Source organism: Tsukamurella pseudospumae, from assembly GCF_001575195.1.
Taxonomy (GTDB): domain Bacteria; phylum Actinomycetota; class Actinomycetes; order Mycobacteriales; family Mycobacteriaceae; genus Tsukamurella; species Tsukamurella pseudospumae.
Map to the genome: position 1 here is coordinate 919,868 of NZ_LSRF01000058.1, position 17,148 is coordinate 937,015.

Consider the following 17,148-nt stretch of genomic DNA (forward strand, 5'->3'; position numbering starts at 1 on the left):
CCGTCGGAAAGGGGCCCGGAAGCCGCCCTTGTGGATAACCCCGTTCCTGTGGAGGAACGGCCCCGATCAGGCCTGCGGATCCTTGTAGTAGACGATCTGGTGCGTGGTCGCCAGCAGGGTGCCGTTCCGCCCCCAGACCTGGCCGTACTGGTCGAAATGGCCATGGCCGAAGCGCGCCGCCCGGGCGGTCGCGAGGAGGTGCTCGGCGCCCTGCTGCTCGAGTTCCGCGGGGCTCGCGTGGAAGTAGGTGGTGAGCGAGATGGTGCCGGCGGGGGCGTAGGTGCCGCGACGGCGGAAGATCCGCGGGTAGAAGGAGTCCGCGATCGACGCCAGCGCCGGGTAGTCCAGCGGGCGAGCGGGCTTGTCGCGCAGCCACATCGTGGTGGTCGAGTCGTCCTGCGGGCCGTCCATGACCAGGCTGCCCTCGACGAAGCGGGTCTCGTAGTTCTTGGCCCACTCGACGAAGTCCGGCATCGACTGCTCCGGGTAGTCCTCCGGTGCCTGGACCTGCGGGAACGGCGTCTCAGTGGCGCCCCAGGTGTCGCGGCGCGTGCCGAACACCGCGGTCCCGGAGGCGACGGGGCCGTCGCCCTGGCTCAGGACGAAGACGAAGTGCTGATTGGTGCGGTTCGTGCGCAGGACGGTGACCGCGAGGTCCCAAGCACCGTCCTTGATCGGGGCGGCGAAGTTCAGTGTGAGGCTCAGCGGATGGCCCTGCGCCTCGGGGTGCGCCTGCAGCGCCGCGACGACGGTGCCGGCGGTGATCCCGCCGAACGGCCCGACCATGTTGTTGTAGGCCGGGTGCGTGTGGGCGCGGAAGCCGCCGTCGATCGGCTCGACGGCGGTCGCTTCATCGAAGACGTGGGTCATGCCAGCAACGTAGCAAGGCTAGGAGCTGGTGGCCTTGTCGACCTTGGCCGCGGTGTCGGAGCTGCTCTTGGTCTCCGACTTCGCGGTGGTATCGGCCTTCGAGCTGCGGGAATCGGTGCGGTAGAAGCCGCTGCCCTTGAACACGACGCCGACGGAGTTGAACAGCTTCCGCAGCGGGCCGCCGCAGTTGGGGCACACCGTGAGCGGATCGTCGGAGAAGGACTGCACGGCGTCGAAGGCCTCGCCGCACTCCTTGCATTGGTACGAATAGGTAGGCACCGATCGATTCTACCGCTCAATTAGCACTCCGGCGATTCGAGTGCCAGGGGTGTGAGCGGATACGATACGGCCATGAGTGCCCCACGTACGCCGTCGCCCGCGCGACGGATCGTGGACGCCGCCCGCGAGGTGATCGCCGCGAACGGGATTCCCGGCGTCAGCATGGACCAGGTCGCCAAGCAGGCGCACGTCTCCCGCAGCACGCTGTACCGGATCTTCCCCAACCGCGACCAGCTGATCGCCCGCGTCGTGGCCATCGAGATCCGCACGCTGCGCCGCAAGTTGGACAAGACGATCGTCGGGTACACGCCGCAGCAGACGCTGGTCGAGGTGTTCGCGCTGAGCATCGGGCAGGCCGAGTCGAACATGGCCGTGTCCAAGGTGCTGGCCGCCGAGCCCGAGTACTTCCTGCGCATCCCGCGCGGCGTGTGGGACCTGCTGATCCAGGGCATCGTCATCCGGCTGCGCAACTCCGGCGCCGAGCAGGACTACGCCGAGCTGTGCTCCGTGGTGGACCTCATGCTGCGGATCACCGGGTCGCTGCTGTCCAACTCGCCCACCGGGCTGGACATCGGTGACTCCGATGCCCTGCGGGCGTACGGCGAGAAGTACATCTCCCGGCTACTGATCTAGACCGTCCGACGGTCCGCGGTCCCTCGCCTCGGGTGGTGGTGACTGCGACGGCAGAAGTGGGGCGTGTCGTTGCCGAGAAGTCATGCGCGCCACGCATGGGTCGCATATTCGCAGTTCAAGAGCATTGTTCGACGGTGCCCTCCATGCGTGGCGCGCATGGCCTCGGCGGGTTGGTGACATCGTGCGCCGCGCGCGGCTACCGGCAGCGGCGGCGCTTCCGCCCTGTGGTGGGGACGGCGGTTGCCAGTGGTTTCGGTGCGGAGATCGCAGGCCGCGATCACCGAAACCGCAGGCGATCTCGGACGACGACCGCAGCCGGCGTCACCCACCGTCGGGCACGCCACGCGGCCCGGGAACGGTCACCCCGTCGGGCCGGTGAGAAGCCATGCGCGCCACGCATGGCTTGACTGCTGAAAATGCATGCTGACCTGCAATGATGCATCCATGCGTGCCACGCATGGCTGCGCGGAACGACATGTCACCTCGCAGTACGAACAGGCGACCGCGCCGCTCCCGGGCCCCGCAGGATTCGGAACTCAGGACTCAGAACTCCACCAGCCCCGACGGGGTCAGCGCTGCGCCCACCGGCACATCCGTGGTCTCGGACGGCAGGAAGTCCACCAGCTCGTGGTCGTAGACGACCGCGATCAACCGCGGTCCCGGGACCAGCGACCTGTCGTAGTACCCCGCGCCCCGTCCCAGCCGCACCCCGGCGCGCGAGACGCCCAGTGCGGGCAACAGCACCGTGTCCACCGAGGCCAGGGCATTCGTACCCAGCCGCGGCCCCGCCGGCTCCAGCAGCCCGAACGGCCCCGGCGCCAGCGATCCGCTCCAGGCCCAGTTCAGCGGCCCCGGCTCCGGCGGGGTCACCGGCAGCAACACTTGCGGGCCCAGGGCGTCCAGCAGCTCGATCGAACCCGGCTCCGAACCCACCGGCACGTACGCCGCGACCACACCCAGGTCGAGCCCGGACACCGCGCGGACCAGCGACGCGGCCGCCGCTGCACGCGCACCGTCGGACATCGCGGCCCGGCCGCGCCGCAGCCGCGTGCGCCACTCCGCCTTCGTCTCGGGGGTGGGGCCGGGCCCGGAATCGATCACCGCGCCATCCTCCCACCCGTCGCGCCGCTTCGTTACCCGAGCGTGACCTCCCCTATGGTGGGGGGATGAGCACCACACCCTCCATCCCGAGAACCGCGGTCGTCCCCGCCGCAGGCCTCGGCACCCGATTCCTCCCCGCGACGAAGACGGTTCCCAAGGAGCTGCTCCCCGTTGTCGACACTCCCGGCATCGAGCTCGTCGCCGAGGAGGCGGCGGCTGCGGGCGCGGAGCGCCTCTGCATCGTCACCAGCCCGGGCAAGGACGGCGTGGTCGCGCACTTCGTCGAGGACCTCGTGCTCGAGGGCACGCTGGAGAAGCGCGGCAAGACCGCGATGCTCGACAAGGTGCGCCGCGCTCCCAACCTGATCCACGCGGAGGCCGTGATCCAGGAGAAGCCGCTGGGCCTCGGGCATGCCGTGGCCTGCGTCGAGCCGGTGCTCGACGACGACGAGGACGCGATCTGCGTCCTCCTCCCCGACGACCTGGTGCTCCCCATCGGCGTGCTCACCACGATGGCGCGGGTCCGCGAGAAGCGCGGGGGCTCCGTGCTCTGCGCCATCGCGGTGCCCGAGAACCAGATCAGCAGCTACGGCGTCTTCGACGTCGAAACCGTGCCGGACGCGGTCAACCCCGACGTGCTCAAGGTCAACGGCATGGTCGAGAAGCCCAAGGCGGAGGACGCACCGTCGAACTTCGCGGCCGCGGGGCGCTACCTGCTGGACCGTGCCATCTTCGACGCGCTGCGGCGCATCGACAAGGGCGCGGGCGGCGAGATCCAGCTGACCGACGCCATCGCGCTGCTCATCGAAGAGGGGCATCCGGTGCACGTCGTGGTCCATCACGGAACCCGACACGACCTCGGAAATCCCGGAGGCTACCTCAAGGCTGCGGTTGACTTGGCGTTGGACCGTGACGACTACGGTCCCGACCTGCGCTCCTGGCTGCAGGATCGCCTGAACAAGTAGGAGGCCGAGTACATGCGCTCCGTGGAGGACCATCTGGCTCGGGTCACGGCGGCGGCGGTGGCGCCGCGGCCGGTGCGCGTGGGGATCTCCGAGGCGCAGGGCCTCATGTGCGCGGAGGAAGTGGTCGTCGAGAACGCCCTTCCCGCCTTCGACCAGGCCGCTATCGACGGCTACGCCGTGCGCTCCGTCGACGTGGCGCGTGCCGGCGAGACCGACGAGGAGACCGGCGAGCAGATCATCGTCAGCCTCCCAGTCGTCGGCGAGGTGCGCGCGGGCAACCGGCAGCCCATCCGGCTGCAGCCCGGCCAGGCCGTCAAGGTCGAGACCGGGGCGCCGCTGCCCACGCTCGCCGATGCCGTCCTCCCCGACAAGTGGACCGACGGTGGGCTGTCGAAAGTCCGTGTCGGACACTCGGTCCGGTCCGGGCAGTACGTCCGCCGCACCGGTGACGACGTGCAGCCCGGCGACGTGGCGGTGCGTCGCGGCACCGTCGTCGGACCGGCCCAGGTGGGCCTCCTCGCCGCGGTCGGGCGGGACAAGGTCTCGGTGCATCCCCGCCCACGCGTCGCGGTGATCTCGGTGGGCCGGGAGCTCGTCGACATCGATCGCGACACCGGCGCCGGCCAGGTCTACGACGTGGCCTCCTACGCGCTCGCCGCGTCCGCCCGGGACTGCGGGGCCGAGGTGCACCGCGTGGGCATCGTGGGCACCGACGGCGTCCGCGAGGCCGTCGAAGCGCAGCTGCAGCGGTCCGAGGTCGTGGTCATCACGTCCGCGCTGGGCGGCTCCGCGTCGGAGGACATCTCGTCGGCGCTGGCCGAGCTCGGCGACCTCGTCGTCGAGCGGATCGCGATGCACCCCGCGTCGGTCCAGGGCTTCGGTGCCCTCGGTCCCGACGAGGTGCCCACCTTCCTGCTGCCGTCGAACCCGATGAGCGCGCTGGTGGCCTTCGAGGTGATGGTGCGCCCGCTCATCCGCATCGCGCTGGGCAAGCGGCAGCCGATGCGCCGCCTGGTCACCGCGAAGAGCGCGGCGGCCTTCGAGTCGCCCGAGGGGCGGCGCGAGTACGTGCGCGGCCAGCTCATGCGCGACGAGGACACCGGCGAGTTCATGGTCGCGCCGATCCCGGACAACGGCTCCCACCTGCTGGTGAGCCTGGCCGAGGCGAACTGCCTCATCGTGGTGGATCCGGAGGTCACCGAGGTCCGTGCGGGCGACGACGTGATCGTCGCGTTCCTCGCCCAGCGCGGCTGACGCGGGTGTTCGGGGCGAACTGGCAGGTCGAACTCGGGCCGCTCACCACGGCCGCCGGCGTCGTGCGACTGCGACCGATCCGTGCCCGCGACGGGCGGCAGTGGTCGCGCCTGCGCCTGGTCAACCGCGCGGAGCTGGAGCCGTGGGAACCGTCGGGCGAGACGAACTGGCAGCGCCGGCACGCCGCCTCGCAGTGGACGCCCCTGTGCGCCTCGCTCCGCTCGCAGGCCCGGTCCGGGACCATCGTCCCGATGGTCATCGAGGTCGACGGTGCCTACGCCGGCCAGATCACCATCGGCAACATCAGCCGCGGGCAGTTGCAGAGCGCGTGGGTGGGCTACTGGGTGGACCGTCGGGTGACCGGCCACGGCGTGGCGACGGTGGCGGTCGCGCTGGCCGTCGACCATTGCTTCGGGACGCTCGGCCTGCATCGGGTGGACGCGACGGTGCGCCCGGAGAACGGCGGATCGCGCGCGGTGCTGCGCAATGCGGGGTTCCGCGAGGAGGGGCTGCTGCGCCGGTACCTGCACGTCGACGGTGCCTGGCGCGACCATCTGCTCGTCGCGATCACGGCCGAGGAGATCGCGGATTCCATGGTCGCGAGGGTCGTCCGGTCCGGCCGGGCGTGGTTCTGAGACGCCGACTCGCGTGTGACTGAAGTGACTGTTTGAGATTTTTGGGGTTTCGCTACGGCGCGTCGGGCGCGCTGATCCACCCTGGTGAAATAGCCTTCGAGGCGACTTACACGGATGTGATCCGTGCTCGCTGATTGCCGGAGGGAGCCGACATGATCCCGCAGACACTGCTCTGGGTGGGGCTGATCGTCGCGTGGCTGGTGGTGCTCGTTCCGATGCTCGCCGCGCGTCACCCCAGGGTGAACCAGGTGTCCGACGCGACGCTCAAGACCCGACTGCTGCACCGCGGCGGCTCGGCCACCCGCGCCGTCCGCCGCCGCATCCGCCCGGCGGCCACCGTCGCCGAGGATCGCGCCGACGAGGCCGAGCTCCCGGAGGACGACGACGCCGAGCCTGTCGAGGACGGCCGCATCGTTCTCGGGAAGGCCGTCGACGACCCGGCCGACGATGATCCGGCGGACGATGATCCGGCGGACGATGACGCCGAGGCGCACGCCTATGTCGACTCCGACGTGGACGACCTGCACGGGTCCAGCCCGATGGACGGCGACACCACCCCGATCCCCACCGTCGAGCGGGCAGCGATGCGCGCGAGGGCGTCGATCGTCGACCTGGACGCGCCCGCCCCGAAGGCGGTCGCCGACACCGACGCCGCCGCGCCGGAGTCCGAGCCGATCGTCCGCCGCGTGACCGCGCCCGTGGCGCCGATCGCTGAGGACTCCTTCGTCGCCGATGATCTCGACTCGGCCGATGACCTCGACCCTGCCGATGACCTCGACATGGACGAGTCGGCGGACGAGCTCGTCGACGGGTCGGTCGTCGAGGACCCGGCCGGCCCGGAGCTCGCGGACGCGGACCTGGCGGACGACCAGCTCACCGAGGAGATCACCCCGGCGACCCGCCCCAAGGCCGAGCCTGCCGAGATCGACGCCCTCGACGACTCTCCGCGTCGCCGCCGCGGCGGCTACGACCCCGAGAACGACGCGCGGATCACGGAGGCCCGCTTCCGCTTCCGGCAGCGCGTCACGCTCGTGCTGGGCGTGCTCGCGGTGGTCGCCCTCGGCGCCGGCCTGATGAACGTGCCCTTCGCCTGGTACGGCCTCGGTGCCGTCGTGCTCGCGCTGGCCGTCTACCTCACCTACCTCCGCCGGACGGTGCGCATCGAGGCGGAGATCCGCCGCCGCCGGACCGCGCGGCTGGAGCGGGCCCGGAGGGAGCGCGAGCGCGAGGCCGAGGTGCTCGACGGTGTGCCCGCCCACCTGCGCCGCGGCGGCTGCGTCGTCATGGAGATCGACGACGAGGACCCCGCGTTCGACCACCTCCCGCGCTACCGCGCCGAGGAGTTCGACTTCCTCGATCGGCCTGCTGACGTGCGGGAACCGTACGAGCGCAAGGTCGGTTAACAGTTTGCCGAGCGGGCTTGCTAAGGTAGTCGAGTTCCGCAAGGGGCTATAGCGCAGTTGGTAGCGCGCCTCGTTCGCATCGAGGAGGTCAGGGGTTCGATTCCCCTTAGCTCCACAGAGGAAACCGCAGTTCGGGCGGGGTTCTGAGAAATCAGAGCCCCGCCCGAACTCGTTTCCGGACCGATCCCGTGCCCTGCTCGCGACCGTCGCTCGCGGTAGCGTGAGCGCATCGACCGCAGGAGTCGATCGAACCGAGGGAGGCTCACGGATCATGTTCTCGAAGAAGGGGGACGCGGCCGTCCTCGCGAAGCTCCGGGCGATGCCCGCGCCGTACGCCGAGATCGGGGAGCGGCTGCACGCCATCATCCGCGAGAGCGCTCCGGGTCTCGAGCCGGTCGTGCGCTGGGGCCTGCCCTTCTACGTGGGCGGCGGCGAGGACATCTGCTACATCAAGCCGGGAAAGGACTACGTGGCCTTCGGTTTCGGTGAGACGGTGAACCCCGCCTTCGAGGAGGGCTCGACCATGCACCCGCTCGTCTGGACCGTCACGGCCCTCGACGAGGCGACCGAGGCCCGGATCGCGGAGCTGGTCTCCCGGGCCGTCGCCTGATCCCCGGCCCCGATCGACGCGGAGCCGACGCACACCGAAAACGTGGGCACCGTTGATCAACGGACAGTTGATCAACGGTGCCCACGTCTTTCCGGTGAACGGGTCAGCGGCGCGCGAGCATCTCCGTGATCGCCTGGTAGCCGCCGACGGCCAGGATCGCGATCAGCGCGATCGCGGCGCAGATCAGGCCCGCGCCGGGGGAGATGGACATCCCGGTGTCGTAGCCGGACGACTTGGCGGTCGCGAACTCGCCGGTGCCGCTCACGGCGATGCCGGGCGAGATCCATGTGAACACCGCGACGACGAGCGCGCCCAGGGCGAGCAGCGCCGTCCCCGCCGCGCCGCCGGGATGCATGCCGCGCACGGCCTGCAGTGCGCCCAGCGCCCCGACCAGACCCAGCACGATGGGGATGATCGCGACCATCGCGATGCTCATCGGCCCGATGTCGAGGAAGCCGATGTGGGCGGTGGCGGAGCCCTGCACGATGCACTCGTCCGGGTACTTGGTGCAGTACTTCGTCATATCGGTACTGCCGTACCCGCCGTAGAAGCTCCACGGCCCGATCCCGGGGTTGACGAACTGCAGCTGTACGTCGGTCGCCTTGATGGTGAGCAGCGGCAGCATCGTCAGCCCGAGCCCGGCGATGCCGAGCACACCGGTGATCGCAGCCAGGATCCGCGCGGGATTCACCACGCCCCCGGCTGGTTGCCGGGCCCGCCCGGGCCGGGCTGACCGGGCTGCAGCGGACCGTCGACGATGCGCGGCATCTGCCCCGTGAATCCCATGCCGGGCTGGCCGTACGGAGCCCCGGGCGCCGGCGGGACGGGTCCGACGGGGCCGGGTGCGCCGTCGGGCTTGCGGGCCCCGATCTGGAGGTACGACAGGACCGCGCCCGCGGACCCGAGGAGCCCGACGATCAGCGCGATGATGAGGCCCGCGCCGGGGCCGACGTCGACGACGCGCGAGACCAGGTCGTCGATCGAGGAGAAGTTCGTCTCCTTCGAGAAGTCGGTGGCGAGCTTGCCGGACAGCTCCACGCTGGGCAGCGGGTTCGCGATCATCAGCACGAGCGAGAGCAGCGTCGCGGCGATCGCCGCGACCGCGGACACGAGCGCGCCCTGGGCGCCCCGGCCGAGCACGCCGGGTAGCGCGGTGAGCGCCGCGACGAGCATCAGGAGCGGGATCGCCAGCGCGGTCACGGGCGCGGGGAGCGGGGCCACGTTGTAGAAGCCGATCCCCACGTCGACGGTGCCGCTGGGGATGTCGTTGTAGTTCGACGTGTCGGCCGCGCTGGGCGTGACGGTGACGGTGTACAGGTTCAGCAGCGAGCAGAACAGCACGATCAGGCCCGCCGCCAGCGTCACCGCCGCGCCGATACGGGCGATCGGGAACGCGGGGCGCGGGCCGAATCCGGACGGCGGTCCGAACGGCATGCCGCCGGGCATTCCCGGCGGTTGGCCCCCGAGTGGTGGCCCGCCCGGCGCTCCGGGGTAGTTCTGTGCCGGTCCGTGTGGTTGCATGCTCGTGTTCCCCTCCTGACACGGCGACATGACTCCACCGTGAACTCCACTGTGAGAACAGCACACTACGCCGGAATCGGATGTTCGCGGGGCTGAAACCGGCAGACCTCATCCGTTCGGATGACGTTCGGCTCCGGCATGCGGGAGCCGCCTATCATCGGGCCATGACTCCGCTCGAACAGCTGCAGCGCTGGGAGGACTCCGGTGGCACCTGGACGGTGCTGCACCGGTCGGGCGACGGTGCCGTCGTCGCGCTGATGCGGTGCGACGGTGGCGAGATCGTCGACCGTCTCGAGTCCGGGGATCCGGCGCTCCTGGCCCACCTCGACGCCGCCGGCTGAACTCAGCCGGGTCCGGGTCTCACGCGCCCGGCGCGACCCGCGGCATCGCGGTCTGGACGGCGTCGGCGAGCCTCAGCACGGCGTCGGCGATCGACGCGCCGACCTCGGTGAGCCGGTACTCGGTGTGCGGGGGATTGGTGCCCGCGGAGTACCGGCTGACCAGGCCGTCGTCGACGAGGGTTCGCAGCGTCTGCGTGAGCATGCGATCGCTGATGCCCTCGACCTGACGGCGGATCTCGCCGAAACGCTGCGGCTCCGGGCGCAGGCGCCCCAGTACGAGCGCGCCCCACCGGCCGGTGACGTGGGCGAACACGTCGCGCGAGGGGCAGTCCTTCGCGAAGACGTCGAAGTCGGGCATGTCGTGGAACCTAACACTCACGGAAGTATTGCGCTTACGAATCGTATGTGCTTCCATGGTAGCGCAAGCTTGAAGCTTCAACAATTAGAACGGAGTGGTCCACATGACCGCACAGCTCGAGCGGGGCCAGGGCCTCGCCTCCACGATCGCCCGGGTGATCCTCGGCGGCATCTTCTTCGCCCACGGCTGGCAGAAGTTCGTCACGAACGGCATGGACGCCACCGCCAAGGCCTTCGACGGCATGGGTGTTCCCGTGCCCACCCTGTCCGCGTGGTTCGCCGGCATCGTCGAGCTGGTCGGCGGCGCCGCGCTCATCATCGGTCTCGCCGTGCCGATCGTCGCGGTGCTCGGCATCATCGACATGCTCGGCGCGATCGTCTTCGTGCACTGGGACAACGGATTCTTCGCGTCGAACCCGGGTGGCGGCGGCTACGAGCTGCCGTTGGCCCTCATCGCCGGCCTGATCGCCGTGGGCATCGCCTCGCACGGCCCGCTGGCCGCCGACACCCACCTCCTCAAGAGCCGATCGAAGGTGAACGCATGAAGGTCGTCGTCTTCGGAGCATCCGGCTACTCCGGCTCCAACATCGTCTCCGACCTCCTGACCCGCGGCATCGACGTCGTCGGCGTCGCCCGCGACACCGCGAAGGTCCCCGCGGGCGCGACCGCCGCCGCCGGCGACGTGACGGACGCGGCGTTCGTCGCGCGCACCGTCGAGGGTGCGGACGTCATCGTCTCGGCCCTGCCGACCGCGGCACCGTCGGGCGAGGGCGTGGACCTGCCGGCCTCCCTGGAGCACCTCGTCGCGGGTGCCCGCGAGGCGGGCGCGCGCCTGGGCGTCGTCGGTGGCGCGGGCAGCCTGCTGGTCGCCGACGGCGGCCCGAAGCTGGTGGACACCCCGTCGTTCCCCGATGCCGTCAAGCCCATCGCGCAGGAGCACGACCGCGCACTGGACTACCTGCGCACCGTCGAGGACGTGGACTGGTTCTACCTGAGCCCCGCCGCGAGCTACGGCTCCTTCAACCCGGGGGAGCAGCGCGGCACCTACCGCACGAGCGGCGACCTGCTGCTCACCGATGCCGAGGGGAACTCCGAGATCTCGGGCGTCGACTACGCGAAGGCCTTCGTCGACGAGATCGTCGCGCCCGCGCACCGCCGCGAGCGGTTCTCCGTGGCGTACTGATTCCCCGCGGCTCGCGCCGCGCCGTCGTATCCTCGGGTAAGAGAAACGAGGGGGTGTGATGGCGCGGCGCGAACCCGTCTATCAGGTGGTCCTGATGCTGGCCAAAAGCATTGTGGGCGTGCAGGGGCTGCGCGTTCAGTACCGGGGCCTGGAGAACATCCCGGCGGCGGGCGGGGCGCTCATCGCGGTCAACCACACGTCCTACGTCGACTTCCTCGAGGCGGGGCTGACCGTCAAGCGGACCGGCCGCTGGCCGCGCTACATGGTCAAGGCCGAGCTCCGCAAGGTCAAGATCATGGCGTTCATCATGAAGCACTGCGGTGCGATCGGCGTCGACCGCGAGCACGGCGCCGAGAGCTACCACGAGGCCGTCACCGCCCTCGAGGCCGGCGAGATCGTCCTCATGTATCCCGAGGCCACGATCAGCCGCAGCTTCGAGCTCAAGGAGTTCAAGTCCGGCGCCGCGCGCATGTCCCTCGAGGCGGACGTGCCCATCGTCCCCGTCATCGTGTGGGGCACCCAGCGCATCTGGTCGAAGGGCACGCAGCGCCGCATCGGCCGGCACCGCTTCCCGGTCGTCGTGGAGGTCGGCGCGCCCATCCTGCCCGACGGTGCCGCCCCCGATGTTCTCACCGCCCGCCTGCGGTCCGCCATGGGCGAGGCGCTCGAGCGCGCGCAGCGCGGATTCCCCGCTCCCGCAGGCGAAGACTGGGTTCCGGCCCGACTCGGCGGTGGGGCGCCGGCGCCCGACGAGGCATTGCGCCTCGAGCAGGAGGAGTTCGCGCTGCGGAGGGCCAAGCGCGAAGCCCGCGGCGACTGAGCCTCTTCGGTGGTGCCGGCAGTGCCGGGTTGGTAGGTTTGCCGGGATCGTCCGTCAGCGACCGGAGGAAACCATGACGCAGCCGCCGAACAACCCTGGCGACAACCAGGGCGGCTACCCGCAGGACCCGAATCAGGGTGGATACCCGCAGCAGCCTCAGCCCGGCTACGGCCAGGGTGGCTACCCGCCCCCGCCGGCAGGCGGATTCCCGCCCGCCGGCGGCTACCCGCCGCCGCAGGACCCGGGGTACGGCCAGGGCGGCCAGGGCTTCCCGCCGCCGCAGGATCCCGGGCAGGGCCAGGGCGGCCAGGGCTTCCCGCCGCCGCAGGCCGGCTACGGCCAGGGCGGTTTCCCGCCCCCGCCGCAGGGCGGATTCCCGCCGCCCCCCGGCGGTTTCGGTGCGCCGCAGCCCGGCGGCCAGCAGCCCTTCAACATCGGTGACGCGTTCTCCTGGGCGTGGAACAAGTTCAGCAAGAACGCCGTCGCGCTGATCGTCTCGATGCTGGTGTACGTGCTCGCGATCGGCATCATCGGTGGCGCAGCGACCTTCCTGGTGGGCTCGTTGACCGGCAACACCACGTCCGTCGACGGCGGTTTCGTCTACCAGGCGAACGGATTCGGCGCGATGCTCGGCTTCGCGCTCGCGGGTCTGATCACTCAGATCCTGGCGTCCGTCGTGCAGGCCTCGCTGTTCACAGGTCTCCTCGACATCGCTGACGGTCGGTCGGTCTCGATCGGTTCGTTCTTCAAGCCCCGCAACCTGGGGCAAGTCGTACTCGCCGGCGTGATCATCGCGGTGGTGACGAACGTGCTGATGCTCATCCCGTTCCTCGGCTACATCGCTGCGCTCGTCATCGGCTTCCTCACGATGTTCGTCGTGCCCGTCATCGTCGATCGTGGCCTGCCCGCCGTCGACGGACTCAAGGAGGGGTTCGCGATCATCCAGCGCGACATCGGCAACTCGATTCTCACCTACGTCATCGCGATTCTGATCGCGTTCGTGGGCGCGTGCCTGTGCGGTATCGGCCTGCTCGTCGCCGGCCCGATCGCGAGCCTGCTGATCACCTTCGCGTACCGTCGCCTCTCCGGCGGACAGGTGGCTCCGCTCACCCCGTAGCACCGCGCGTTCCGTACTGCGAGGTCCCGCTCCACCGTTCGGTGGGGCGGGATCTCGTCTTTTCCGTACACCGACACCTGCGCACCGGCTGTGATGCGGATTACAGGAATCGAAATGTCATCGGTGCTCGCTGTTACCCTTCTGCGCGTTAGCGGCCCGAAAGGGTTGAATCGCCCAAAAGGGAAGGCGCACATCGGAATGCGTGTTGCAATCGCATGCATGGGGTCGAGAGGTGACATCAGCCCACTGCTTGCGGTGGCGCAGGTCCTCGTCGGTCGCGGTGACGACGTGGTGATCGGCTGCACGGTCGAATCGCGGGAGTTCGTCCGGTCTCACGGCTTCGAACCGCACGTGCTGACGACGCTCGATCTCAAGGCGTTCCTGCAGTCGCCCGTGGGGCAGCAGCGCTTCTTCGGGACCGGTACCACGACGCAATTGCGCGCGGTGGGCAAGCTCGCGGACTCGCACGCCGACGAGTTCGACGACCGGCTCACGGAGCTCGTCGTCGACGCGGACTGCGTCATCACCACGCGGATCATCGAGGAGCGCGCCGCACTCGTCACCCACGCCACGGCAGTGCCTCTGGTCACCGTCGAATACTTCCCCGGCGATGCGCACAGCCGTGTCCCGAACCCCCTGCTCGAGCCCCGAGTCCAGGACCTCGCGGCCAGGTTCCCGCTGGTGATCCCGCTGACGTACCGTCTCTTCGATGTCGGCTGGGCGCTGAGCATCTTCACGAAGACGGTCCAGCTGGCGAAGCGCGTGGGCTACCCGCACCGGATCATCGACCCCCGTTCAGTGCTCCGAGGACGGGACGTGCTGCGCGTCGAGGCGTTCGGCCGCACGCTGGTACCGCCTCGTACCCGCGAGGACGTCGACCATCCGCGGATCGGGTTCGTCCGGATCGCGGACCGCGCCGCGGACTGCGCGGAACGGGACTCCCGGATCGATCGCTGGATCGCGCAGGACGAGCGTCCCGTCGTGTACGTCGGATTCGGCAGTATGCCGGTCCCCGATTTCGACGGTGTCGTCGGTGATCTGTCTCGCGAACTCGCCGGTGCGGGAGTGCGGTTGATCGCGGTCCCCGGCTGGTCGGCCCGGACTGACGACGCGCCCGTCGACACCGACGACCTGCTGGTCGTGCAGGACATCGACCACGCCGCCGTGCTGCCGCGATGTGCAGTGGTCGTGCACCACGGCGGCGCCGGTACCACCGCCGTGGCCGCAGCCTCCGGCGTTCCGACACTGGTGTGCAGCCAAGCGTTCGACCAGCACTTCTGGGGGCGCCGCATCGAGGCCACCGGAGCCGGCGCGGTCCTGTCGCGCAGCAGGATGACGGCGCGCAGCATCGCCGACGCCGTGCTCGATCTCGTCCGTGACGAGGCCGTCGCGGAGCGGGCCCGCGTGCTCGGCGATGCGGCCGCCGCCGATCTGGCCGGGTGCGGCGAGTTCATCGAGGTGTTCGACGACTTCCTGGCGCGGACGGGTGCGACCGCGAGGGCGGGGGCCGGCCCTGACCGGCGATAGCTCGCTCACGGCGCCGGGTGCGCCCGGGCGCACCCGCTGGATCTCGCTGGGCACCCTGTGCGTCGCGGTGCTCATGACCGGGATGGACAACAGCATCGTGACCATCGCGCTGCCCACCCTCAGCCGCGAGTTCGGCGGCGGCATGAGCGCCCTGCAGTGGATCGTGGACTCCTACACGCTGGTGTTCGCGGGTCTGCTACTGGCGACCGGCTATCTCGGGGACCGGGTCGGGCGGCGTCGTGCGCTCGTGATCGGACTGGTCTGTTTCGCGGTGGTCTCCGTGCTCGCGACCCGCTCGACCTCACTCGCGCAACTCATCACCGCCCGCGCCGCGCTCGGCGCGGCGGCGGCGCTGATCTTTCCCGCAACGCTGGCGATCATCGCGGACCTGTTCCGGGAGAAGCAGGCCCGCAGCACCGCGATCGCGGTGTGGGCGGCGTCGGCGGGCGCGTCGATCGCGATCGGCCCCGTCGTGGGCGGATACCTCGTCGAGCACTTCGCGTGGTCGTCGGTGTTCTGGATCAACCTGCCGATCTCCGTGGTGGCGATCGCCGGTTGCCTCGCGCTGGTACCCGAGTCCTACGGCTCCGAGCGGCCGCGGTTCGACGTGGCAGGTGTGCTGCTGTCGATCTCGGGAATCTCACTGCTCGTGTGGGTGCTCATCGAGACGCCGAACTTCGGCTGGCTCAGCGTGCAGAGCATCGGTGGTCTGGTAGGCGCGACGATCCTGTTGACGCTGTTCATCGTGCACGAGCGCCGGCACGCCAACCCGGTACTCGACATGTCGCTGTTCCGCTCGCGCCAGTTCTCCTCGGGCGCGATCGCGATCTGCTCCGCGTTCTTCTGTCTGCTGGGGTTCGTATTCATCACCATGCTGTTCTTCCAGGCCGTGCAGGGCTACAGCCCGCTGGAGACCGCGGTCCGGGTGATCCCGTTCGCGATCACCGCCGTCGCGGTCGCCCCGCTGACGGCGCTGGCGACCACCGAGCGGCGGGTCCGGTACACGATCGCGGGCGGGCTGGCGCTCATGGCGATCGGCTTCGCGCTCACCTGGCGGCTCACCGAGTCGGCCGACTACGTGACGCGGATTCTGCCCGCGATGGCGGTGATCGCCGCGGGTCTCGCGTTGGTCCAGGGGCCGGCGACCGCGGCGATCATGTCCGCCGTTCCTTCGGGCGAGGCGGGCTCGGGCTCGGCCGTCAACGACACCACCCGCGAGATCGGGGGCGCGCTCGGCGTCGCGGTGCTCGGCTCGGTGGTCGCGCACGTCTACTCCACTCAGGTGCTCGCCGACGCAGCATCGCTGCCGCTCGGCGCGGCTGCCCGGGCGGAGCTGCAGTCCTCCGTGATCGGCGGTGTGCGCGTGATCGCAGCGGCCCCACCGGAACTTCGGCCCGAGCTGCAGCACGTGGTGCAGCAGGGATTCGTCACCGCGATGCATGCCGCGAACGGCGCGGCCGTCGGCGCGGCGCTGTTCGCCTGCGTCGTCGTCCTGATACGGATGCGAACCCCGTACACGGGGCGGCATCGTCAGCCCAGTGCGTAGCTCAGCGCCACGCACACCGCGGTTCCCGCCACGATGCTGAGTACCGCGTTGCGGCGCCAGAGGTGGGTGAGCACCGTCGCCGCGACACCCGCGAGCTGCGGCAGGCCGTGCGCCGGCGCCGAATAGTCCACCTGCGCCATGCAGTACACGGCCAGCACCACCACCGCCCCCGCGGGCATCCACTTCCCGAAGTCGGCGAGCAGCGGCGAGTCGCGCAGCACCGTCGCCAGCCCGAAGGGGGCGAGACGCAGCGCGACGGTGATCGCCGCGGCGATGGCGATGCCCGCCAGCAGGTATCCGGTGCTAGGCATGCGCCGCCTCCCGTCGGGCCAGTGTGTGCCGCACCACGAGCACACCGGCGAACCCGCCCATCGCCACCAGCAGCATCGCGCCGGGCGCCGCGACGAGCGCGACGGCGCAGGCCCCCAGCGCGAGGGCCGCAGTGGTGCGGTCGGGGTGGGCGTCCAGCGCCAGCACGATGAACAGGGCGGTGAGGACGAAGTCGACCCCGGGCACGTCGCGCAGGAAAGCGCCGCCCGCGATCCCGCCCACCAGCGAGCCGCTCACCCACGCGACGTGCAGGCCCACCTGGGTGCGCAGGATCATCGGCCCGGTCATCGTGGCCGACGGTGCCGTGCTCACCAGCGCGTAGGCCTCGTCCGTGAGGGCGTAGACGCCGTACGCCCGGCCGAGCCGGCTGCGGATCCGCGCCAGTGGGAAGGTCAGGCCGTAGAACAGGTGTCGCGAGTTGACCAGGAAGGTCGTGGCCGCGATCGCGGCGAGCGGCGTCGATGCCGCGAGCAGGCCGGCGAGCAGGAACTCGACCGAGCCCGCGTACACCGCCATCGACAGCACCGGGGCGATCCACCACGGCAGCCCGTTCCCGGTGACCACGACGCCGAGGCCGAGCCCGAGGACGAACAGGCCCAGCTGCACCACAGCGACTTTCGACGGAACTCCCATGGGAGACAATTCTATTTCTCATC

The 17,148-nt window shown here is 70.3% G+C and carries 21 protein-coding genes and 1 tRNA gene; 14 read left to right on the forward strand and 8 right to left on the reverse strand.

The features are described 5' to 3' along the window. Positions 1-66: 66 nt before the first annotated feature. Positions 67-870: an acyl-CoA thioesterase gene (locus AXK60_RS22970; RefSeq protein WP_068574846.1), complete on the reverse strand. Its 804-nt coding sequence runs from the start codon at positions 868-870 to the stop codon at positions 67-69. Between the two features lie 18 nt (positions 871-888). After that, positions 889-1,149, reverse strand: a complete 261-nt coding sequence (locus AXK60_RS22975; protein ID WP_068574848.1) for an FmdB family zinc ribbon protein — start codon at positions 1,147-1,149, stop codon at positions 889-891. A gap of 72 nt (positions 1,150-1,221) precedes the next feature. On the opposite strand from AXK60_RS22975, the gene AXK60_RS22980 reads away from it, so the two are divergent. Next, entirely contained in the window at positions 1,222-1,782 is a 561-nt protein-coding gene (locus tag AXK60_RS22980; protein WP_082778203.1) for a TetR/AcrR family transcriptional regulator, read from the forward strand. Positions 1,783-2,325: 543 nt separating this feature from the next. Here the strand turns inward: AXK60_RS22980 and AXK60_RS22985 are convergent. Beyond that, positions 2,326-2,883, reverse strand: coding sequence for a 5-formyltetrahydrofolate cyclo-ligase (locus AXK60_RS22985; RefSeq protein ID WP_244881156.1), 558 nt, complete (start codon positions 2,881-2,883; stop codon positions 2,326-2,328). A gap of 65 nt (positions 2,884-2,948) precedes the next feature. Between AXK60_RS22985 and AXK60_RS22990 the strand changes: the two genes are divergently transcribed. The 6 genes from AXK60_RS22990 to AXK60_RS23015 all read left to right on the forward strand — a co-directional run bounded on the left by AXK60_RS22990 (position 2,949) and on the right by AXK60_RS23015 (position 7,750). Then, complete coding sequence (locus tag AXK60_RS22990; RefSeq protein WP_068574853.1) at positions 2,949-3,848, forward strand: UTP--glucose-1-phosphate uridylyltransferase; 900 nt, start codon at positions 2,949-2,951, stop codon at positions 3,846-3,848. 12 nt (positions 3,849-3,860) lie between these two features. Then, complete coding sequence (gene glp / locus AXK60_RS22995) at positions 3,861-5,102, forward strand: molybdotransferase-like divisome protein Glp (protein ID WP_068574854.1); 1,242 nt, start codon at positions 3,861-3,863, stop codon at positions 5,100-5,102. A gap of 5 nt (positions 5,103-5,107) precedes the next feature. After that, positions 5,108-5,737: a GNAT family N-acetyltransferase gene (locus AXK60_RS23000; protein WP_175400094.1), complete on the forward strand. Its 630-nt coding sequence runs from the start codon at positions 5,108-5,110 to the stop codon at positions 5,735-5,737. A 152-nt stretch (positions 5,738-5,889) separates the two neighbouring features. Beyond that, positions 5,890-7,140 carry a divisome protein SepX/GlpR gene (gene sepX / locus AXK60_RS23005; protein ID WP_068574857.1) on the forward strand — a complete coding sequence of 417 codons (1,251 nt, stop codon included), beginning with the start codon at positions 5,890-5,892 and terminating at the stop codon, positions 7,138-7,140. Between the two features lie 42 nt (positions 7,141-7,182). Continuing rightward, a tRNA-Ala gene (locus tag AXK60_RS23010) sits at positions 7,183-7,255 on the forward strand. Between the two features lie 156 nt (positions 7,256-7,411). Next, positions 7,412-7,750: a DUF1801 domain-containing protein gene (locus AXK60_RS23015; protein WP_068574859.1), complete on the forward strand. Its 339-nt coding sequence runs from the start codon at positions 7,412-7,414 to the stop codon at positions 7,748-7,750. 103 nt (positions 7,751-7,853) lie between these two features. Here AXK60_RS23015 and AXK60_RS23020 read toward each other — a convergent pair whose 3' ends face one another. Further along, entirely contained in the window at positions 7,854-8,444 is a 591-nt protein-coding gene (locus tag AXK60_RS23020) for a hypothetical protein (RefSeq protein WP_139058095.1), read from the reverse strand. Continuing rightward, the gene (locus AXK60_RS23025) at positions 8,438-9,184 is read right to left on the reverse strand and encodes a hypothetical protein (protein ID WP_068574863.1); all 747 of its coding nucleotides are present in this window, start codon (positions 9,182-9,184) and stop codon (positions 8,438-8,440) included. The genes AXK60_RS23020 and AXK60_RS23025 overlap by 7 nt, the downstream gene beginning before the upstream one ends. A gap of 251 nt (positions 9,185-9,435) precedes the next feature. On the opposite strand from AXK60_RS23025, the gene AXK60_RS27235 reads away from it, so the two are divergent. Next, complete coding sequence (locus tag AXK60_RS27235) at positions 9,436-9,612, forward strand: hypothetical protein (protein WP_175400095.1); 177 nt, start codon at positions 9,436-9,438, stop codon at positions 9,610-9,612. Between the two features lie 19 nt (positions 9,613-9,631). Here the strand turns inward: AXK60_RS27235 and AXK60_RS23035 are convergent, their stop codons facing one another. Continuing rightward, complete coding sequence (locus AXK60_RS23035) at positions 9,632-9,970, reverse strand: winged helix-turn-helix transcriptional regulator (RefSeq protein WP_082778204.1); 339 nt, start codon at positions 9,968-9,970, stop codon at positions 9,632-9,634. A 103-nt stretch (positions 9,971-10,073) separates the two neighbouring features. Here AXK60_RS23035 and AXK60_RS23040 point away from each other — a divergent pair, with 103 nt between their 5' ends. From AXK60_RS23040 to AXK60_RS23065, 6 genes are all read left to right on the forward strand, one after another. After that, positions 10,074-10,514 carry a DoxX family protein gene (locus AXK60_RS23040; RefSeq protein ID WP_068574869.1) on the forward strand — a complete coding sequence of 147 codons (441 nt, stop codon included), beginning with the start codon at positions 10,074-10,076 and terminating at the stop codon, positions 10,512-10,514. Beyond that, entirely contained in the window at positions 10,511-11,152 is a 642-nt protein-coding gene (locus AXK60_RS23045; protein WP_068574872.1) for an NAD(P)-dependent oxidoreductase, read from the forward strand. The genes AXK60_RS23040 and AXK60_RS23045 overlap by 4 nt, the downstream gene beginning before the upstream one ends. Before the next feature lie 58 nt (positions 11,153-11,210). Continuing rightward, positions 11,211-11,972, forward strand: coding sequence for a lysophospholipid acyltransferase family protein (locus AXK60_RS23050; protein ID WP_068574873.1), 762 nt, complete (start codon positions 11,211-11,213; stop codon positions 11,970-11,972). A gap of 73 nt (positions 11,973-12,045) precedes the next feature. After that, positions 12,046-13,089 (forward strand): DUF7544 domain-containing protein, encoded by a 1,044-nt coding sequence (locus tag AXK60_RS23055; protein WP_068982570.1) that lies wholly within the window; start codon positions 12,046-12,048, stop codon positions 13,087-13,089. 219 nt (positions 13,090-13,308) lie between these two features. Beyond that, entirely contained in the window at positions 13,309-14,616 is a 1,308-nt protein-coding gene (locus tag AXK60_RS23060) for a nucleotide disphospho-sugar-binding domain-containing protein (protein WP_175400096.1), read from the forward strand. After that, positions 14,576-16,162 carry an MFS transporter gene (locus AXK60_RS23065; RefSeq protein WP_068982571.1) on the forward strand — a complete coding sequence of 529 codons (1,587 nt, stop codon included), beginning with the start codon at positions 14,576-14,578 and terminating at the stop codon, positions 16,160-16,162. Before AXK60_RS23060 ends, AXK60_RS23065 begins: the two co-directional genes overlap by 41 nt. Here the strand turns inward: AXK60_RS23065 and AXK60_RS23070 are convergent. Next, the gene (locus AXK60_RS23070; protein ID WP_068574877.1) at positions 16,147-16,473 is read right to left on the reverse strand and encodes a branched-chain amino acid transporter permease; all 327 of its coding nucleotides are present in this window, start codon (positions 16,471-16,473) and stop codon (positions 16,147-16,149) included. The genes AXK60_RS23065 and AXK60_RS23070 overlap by 16 nt on opposite strands. Further along, positions 16,466-17,125, reverse strand: a complete 660-nt coding sequence (locus AXK60_RS23075) for an AzlC family ABC transporter permease (protein ID WP_068574879.1) — start codon at positions 17,123-17,125, stop codon at positions 16,466-16,468. Before AXK60_RS23075 ends, AXK60_RS23070 begins: the two co-directional genes overlap by 8 nt. Between the last annotated feature and the right edge of the window lie 23 nt (positions 17,126-17,148).

What these genes read in the sequence shown, in the direction of transcription:
- AXK60_RS23015 (WP_068574859.1), top strand. Translation starts at nt 7,412, where the DNA reads ATGTTCTCGAAGAAGGGGGACGCGGCCGTCCTCGCGAAGCTCCGGGCG.
- AXK60_RS22970 (WP_068574846.1), bottom strand. Translation starts at nt 870, where the DNA reads ATGACCCACGTCTTCGATGAAGCGACCGCCGTCGAGCCGATCGACGGC.
- glp (WP_068574854.1), top strand. Translation starts at nt 3,861, where the DNA reads ATGCGCTCCGTGGAGGACCATCTGGCTCGGGTCACGGCGGCGGCGGTG.
- AXK60_RS27235 (WP_175400095.1), top strand. Translation starts at nt 9,436, where the DNA reads ATGACTCCGCTCGAACAGCTGCAGCGCTGGGAGGACTCCGGTGGCACC.
- AXK60_RS23060 (WP_175400096.1), top strand. Translation starts at nt 13,309, where the DNA reads ATGGGGTCGAGAGGTGACATCAGCCCACTGCTTGCGGTGGCGCAGGTC.
- AXK60_RS23045 (WP_068574872.1), top strand. Translation starts at nt 10,511, where the DNA reads ATGAAGGTCGTCGTCTTCGGAGCATCCGGCTACTCCGGCTCCAACATC.
- AXK60_RS22990 (WP_068574853.1), top strand. Translation starts at nt 2,949, where the DNA reads ATGAGCACCACACCCTCCATCCCGAGAACCGCGGTCGTCCCCGCCGCA.
- AXK60_RS23025 (WP_068574863.1), bottom strand. Translation starts at nt 9,184, where the DNA reads ATGCCGTTCGGACCGCCGTCCGGATTCGGCCCGCGCCCCGCGTTCCCG.
- AXK60_RS23055 (WP_068982570.1), top strand. Translation starts at nt 12,046, where the DNA reads ATGACGCAGCCGCCGAACAACCCTGGCGACAACCAGGGCGGCTACCCG.
- sepX (WP_068574857.1), top strand. Translation starts at nt 5,890, where the DNA reads ATGATCCCGCAGACACTGCTCTGGGTGGGGCTGATCGTCGCGTGGCTG.
- AXK60_RS23050 (WP_068574873.1), top strand. Translation starts at nt 11,211, where the DNA reads ATGGCGCGGCGCGAACCCGTCTATCAGGTGGTCCTGATGCTGGCCAAA.
- AXK60_RS22980 (WP_082778203.1), top strand. Translation starts at nt 1,222, where the DNA reads ATGAGTGCCCCACGTACGCCGTCGCCCGCGCGACGGATCGTGGACGCC.
- AXK60_RS23040 (WP_068574869.1), top strand. Translation starts at nt 10,074, where the DNA reads ATGACCGCACAGCTCGAGCGGGGCCAGGGCCTCGCCTCCACGATCGCC.
- AXK60_RS23070 (WP_068574877.1), bottom strand. Translation starts at nt 16,473, where the DNA reads ATGCCTAGCACCGGATACCTGCTGGCGGGCATCGCCATCGCCGCGGCG.
- AXK60_RS23075 (WP_068574879.1), bottom strand. Translation starts at nt 17,125, where the DNA reads ATGGGAGTTCCGTCGAAAGTCGCTGTGGTGCAGCTGGGCCTGTTCGTC.
- AXK60_RS23035 (WP_082778204.1), bottom strand. Translation starts at nt 9,970, where the DNA reads ATGCCCGACTTCGACGTCTTCGCGAAGGACTGCCCCTCGCGCGACGTG.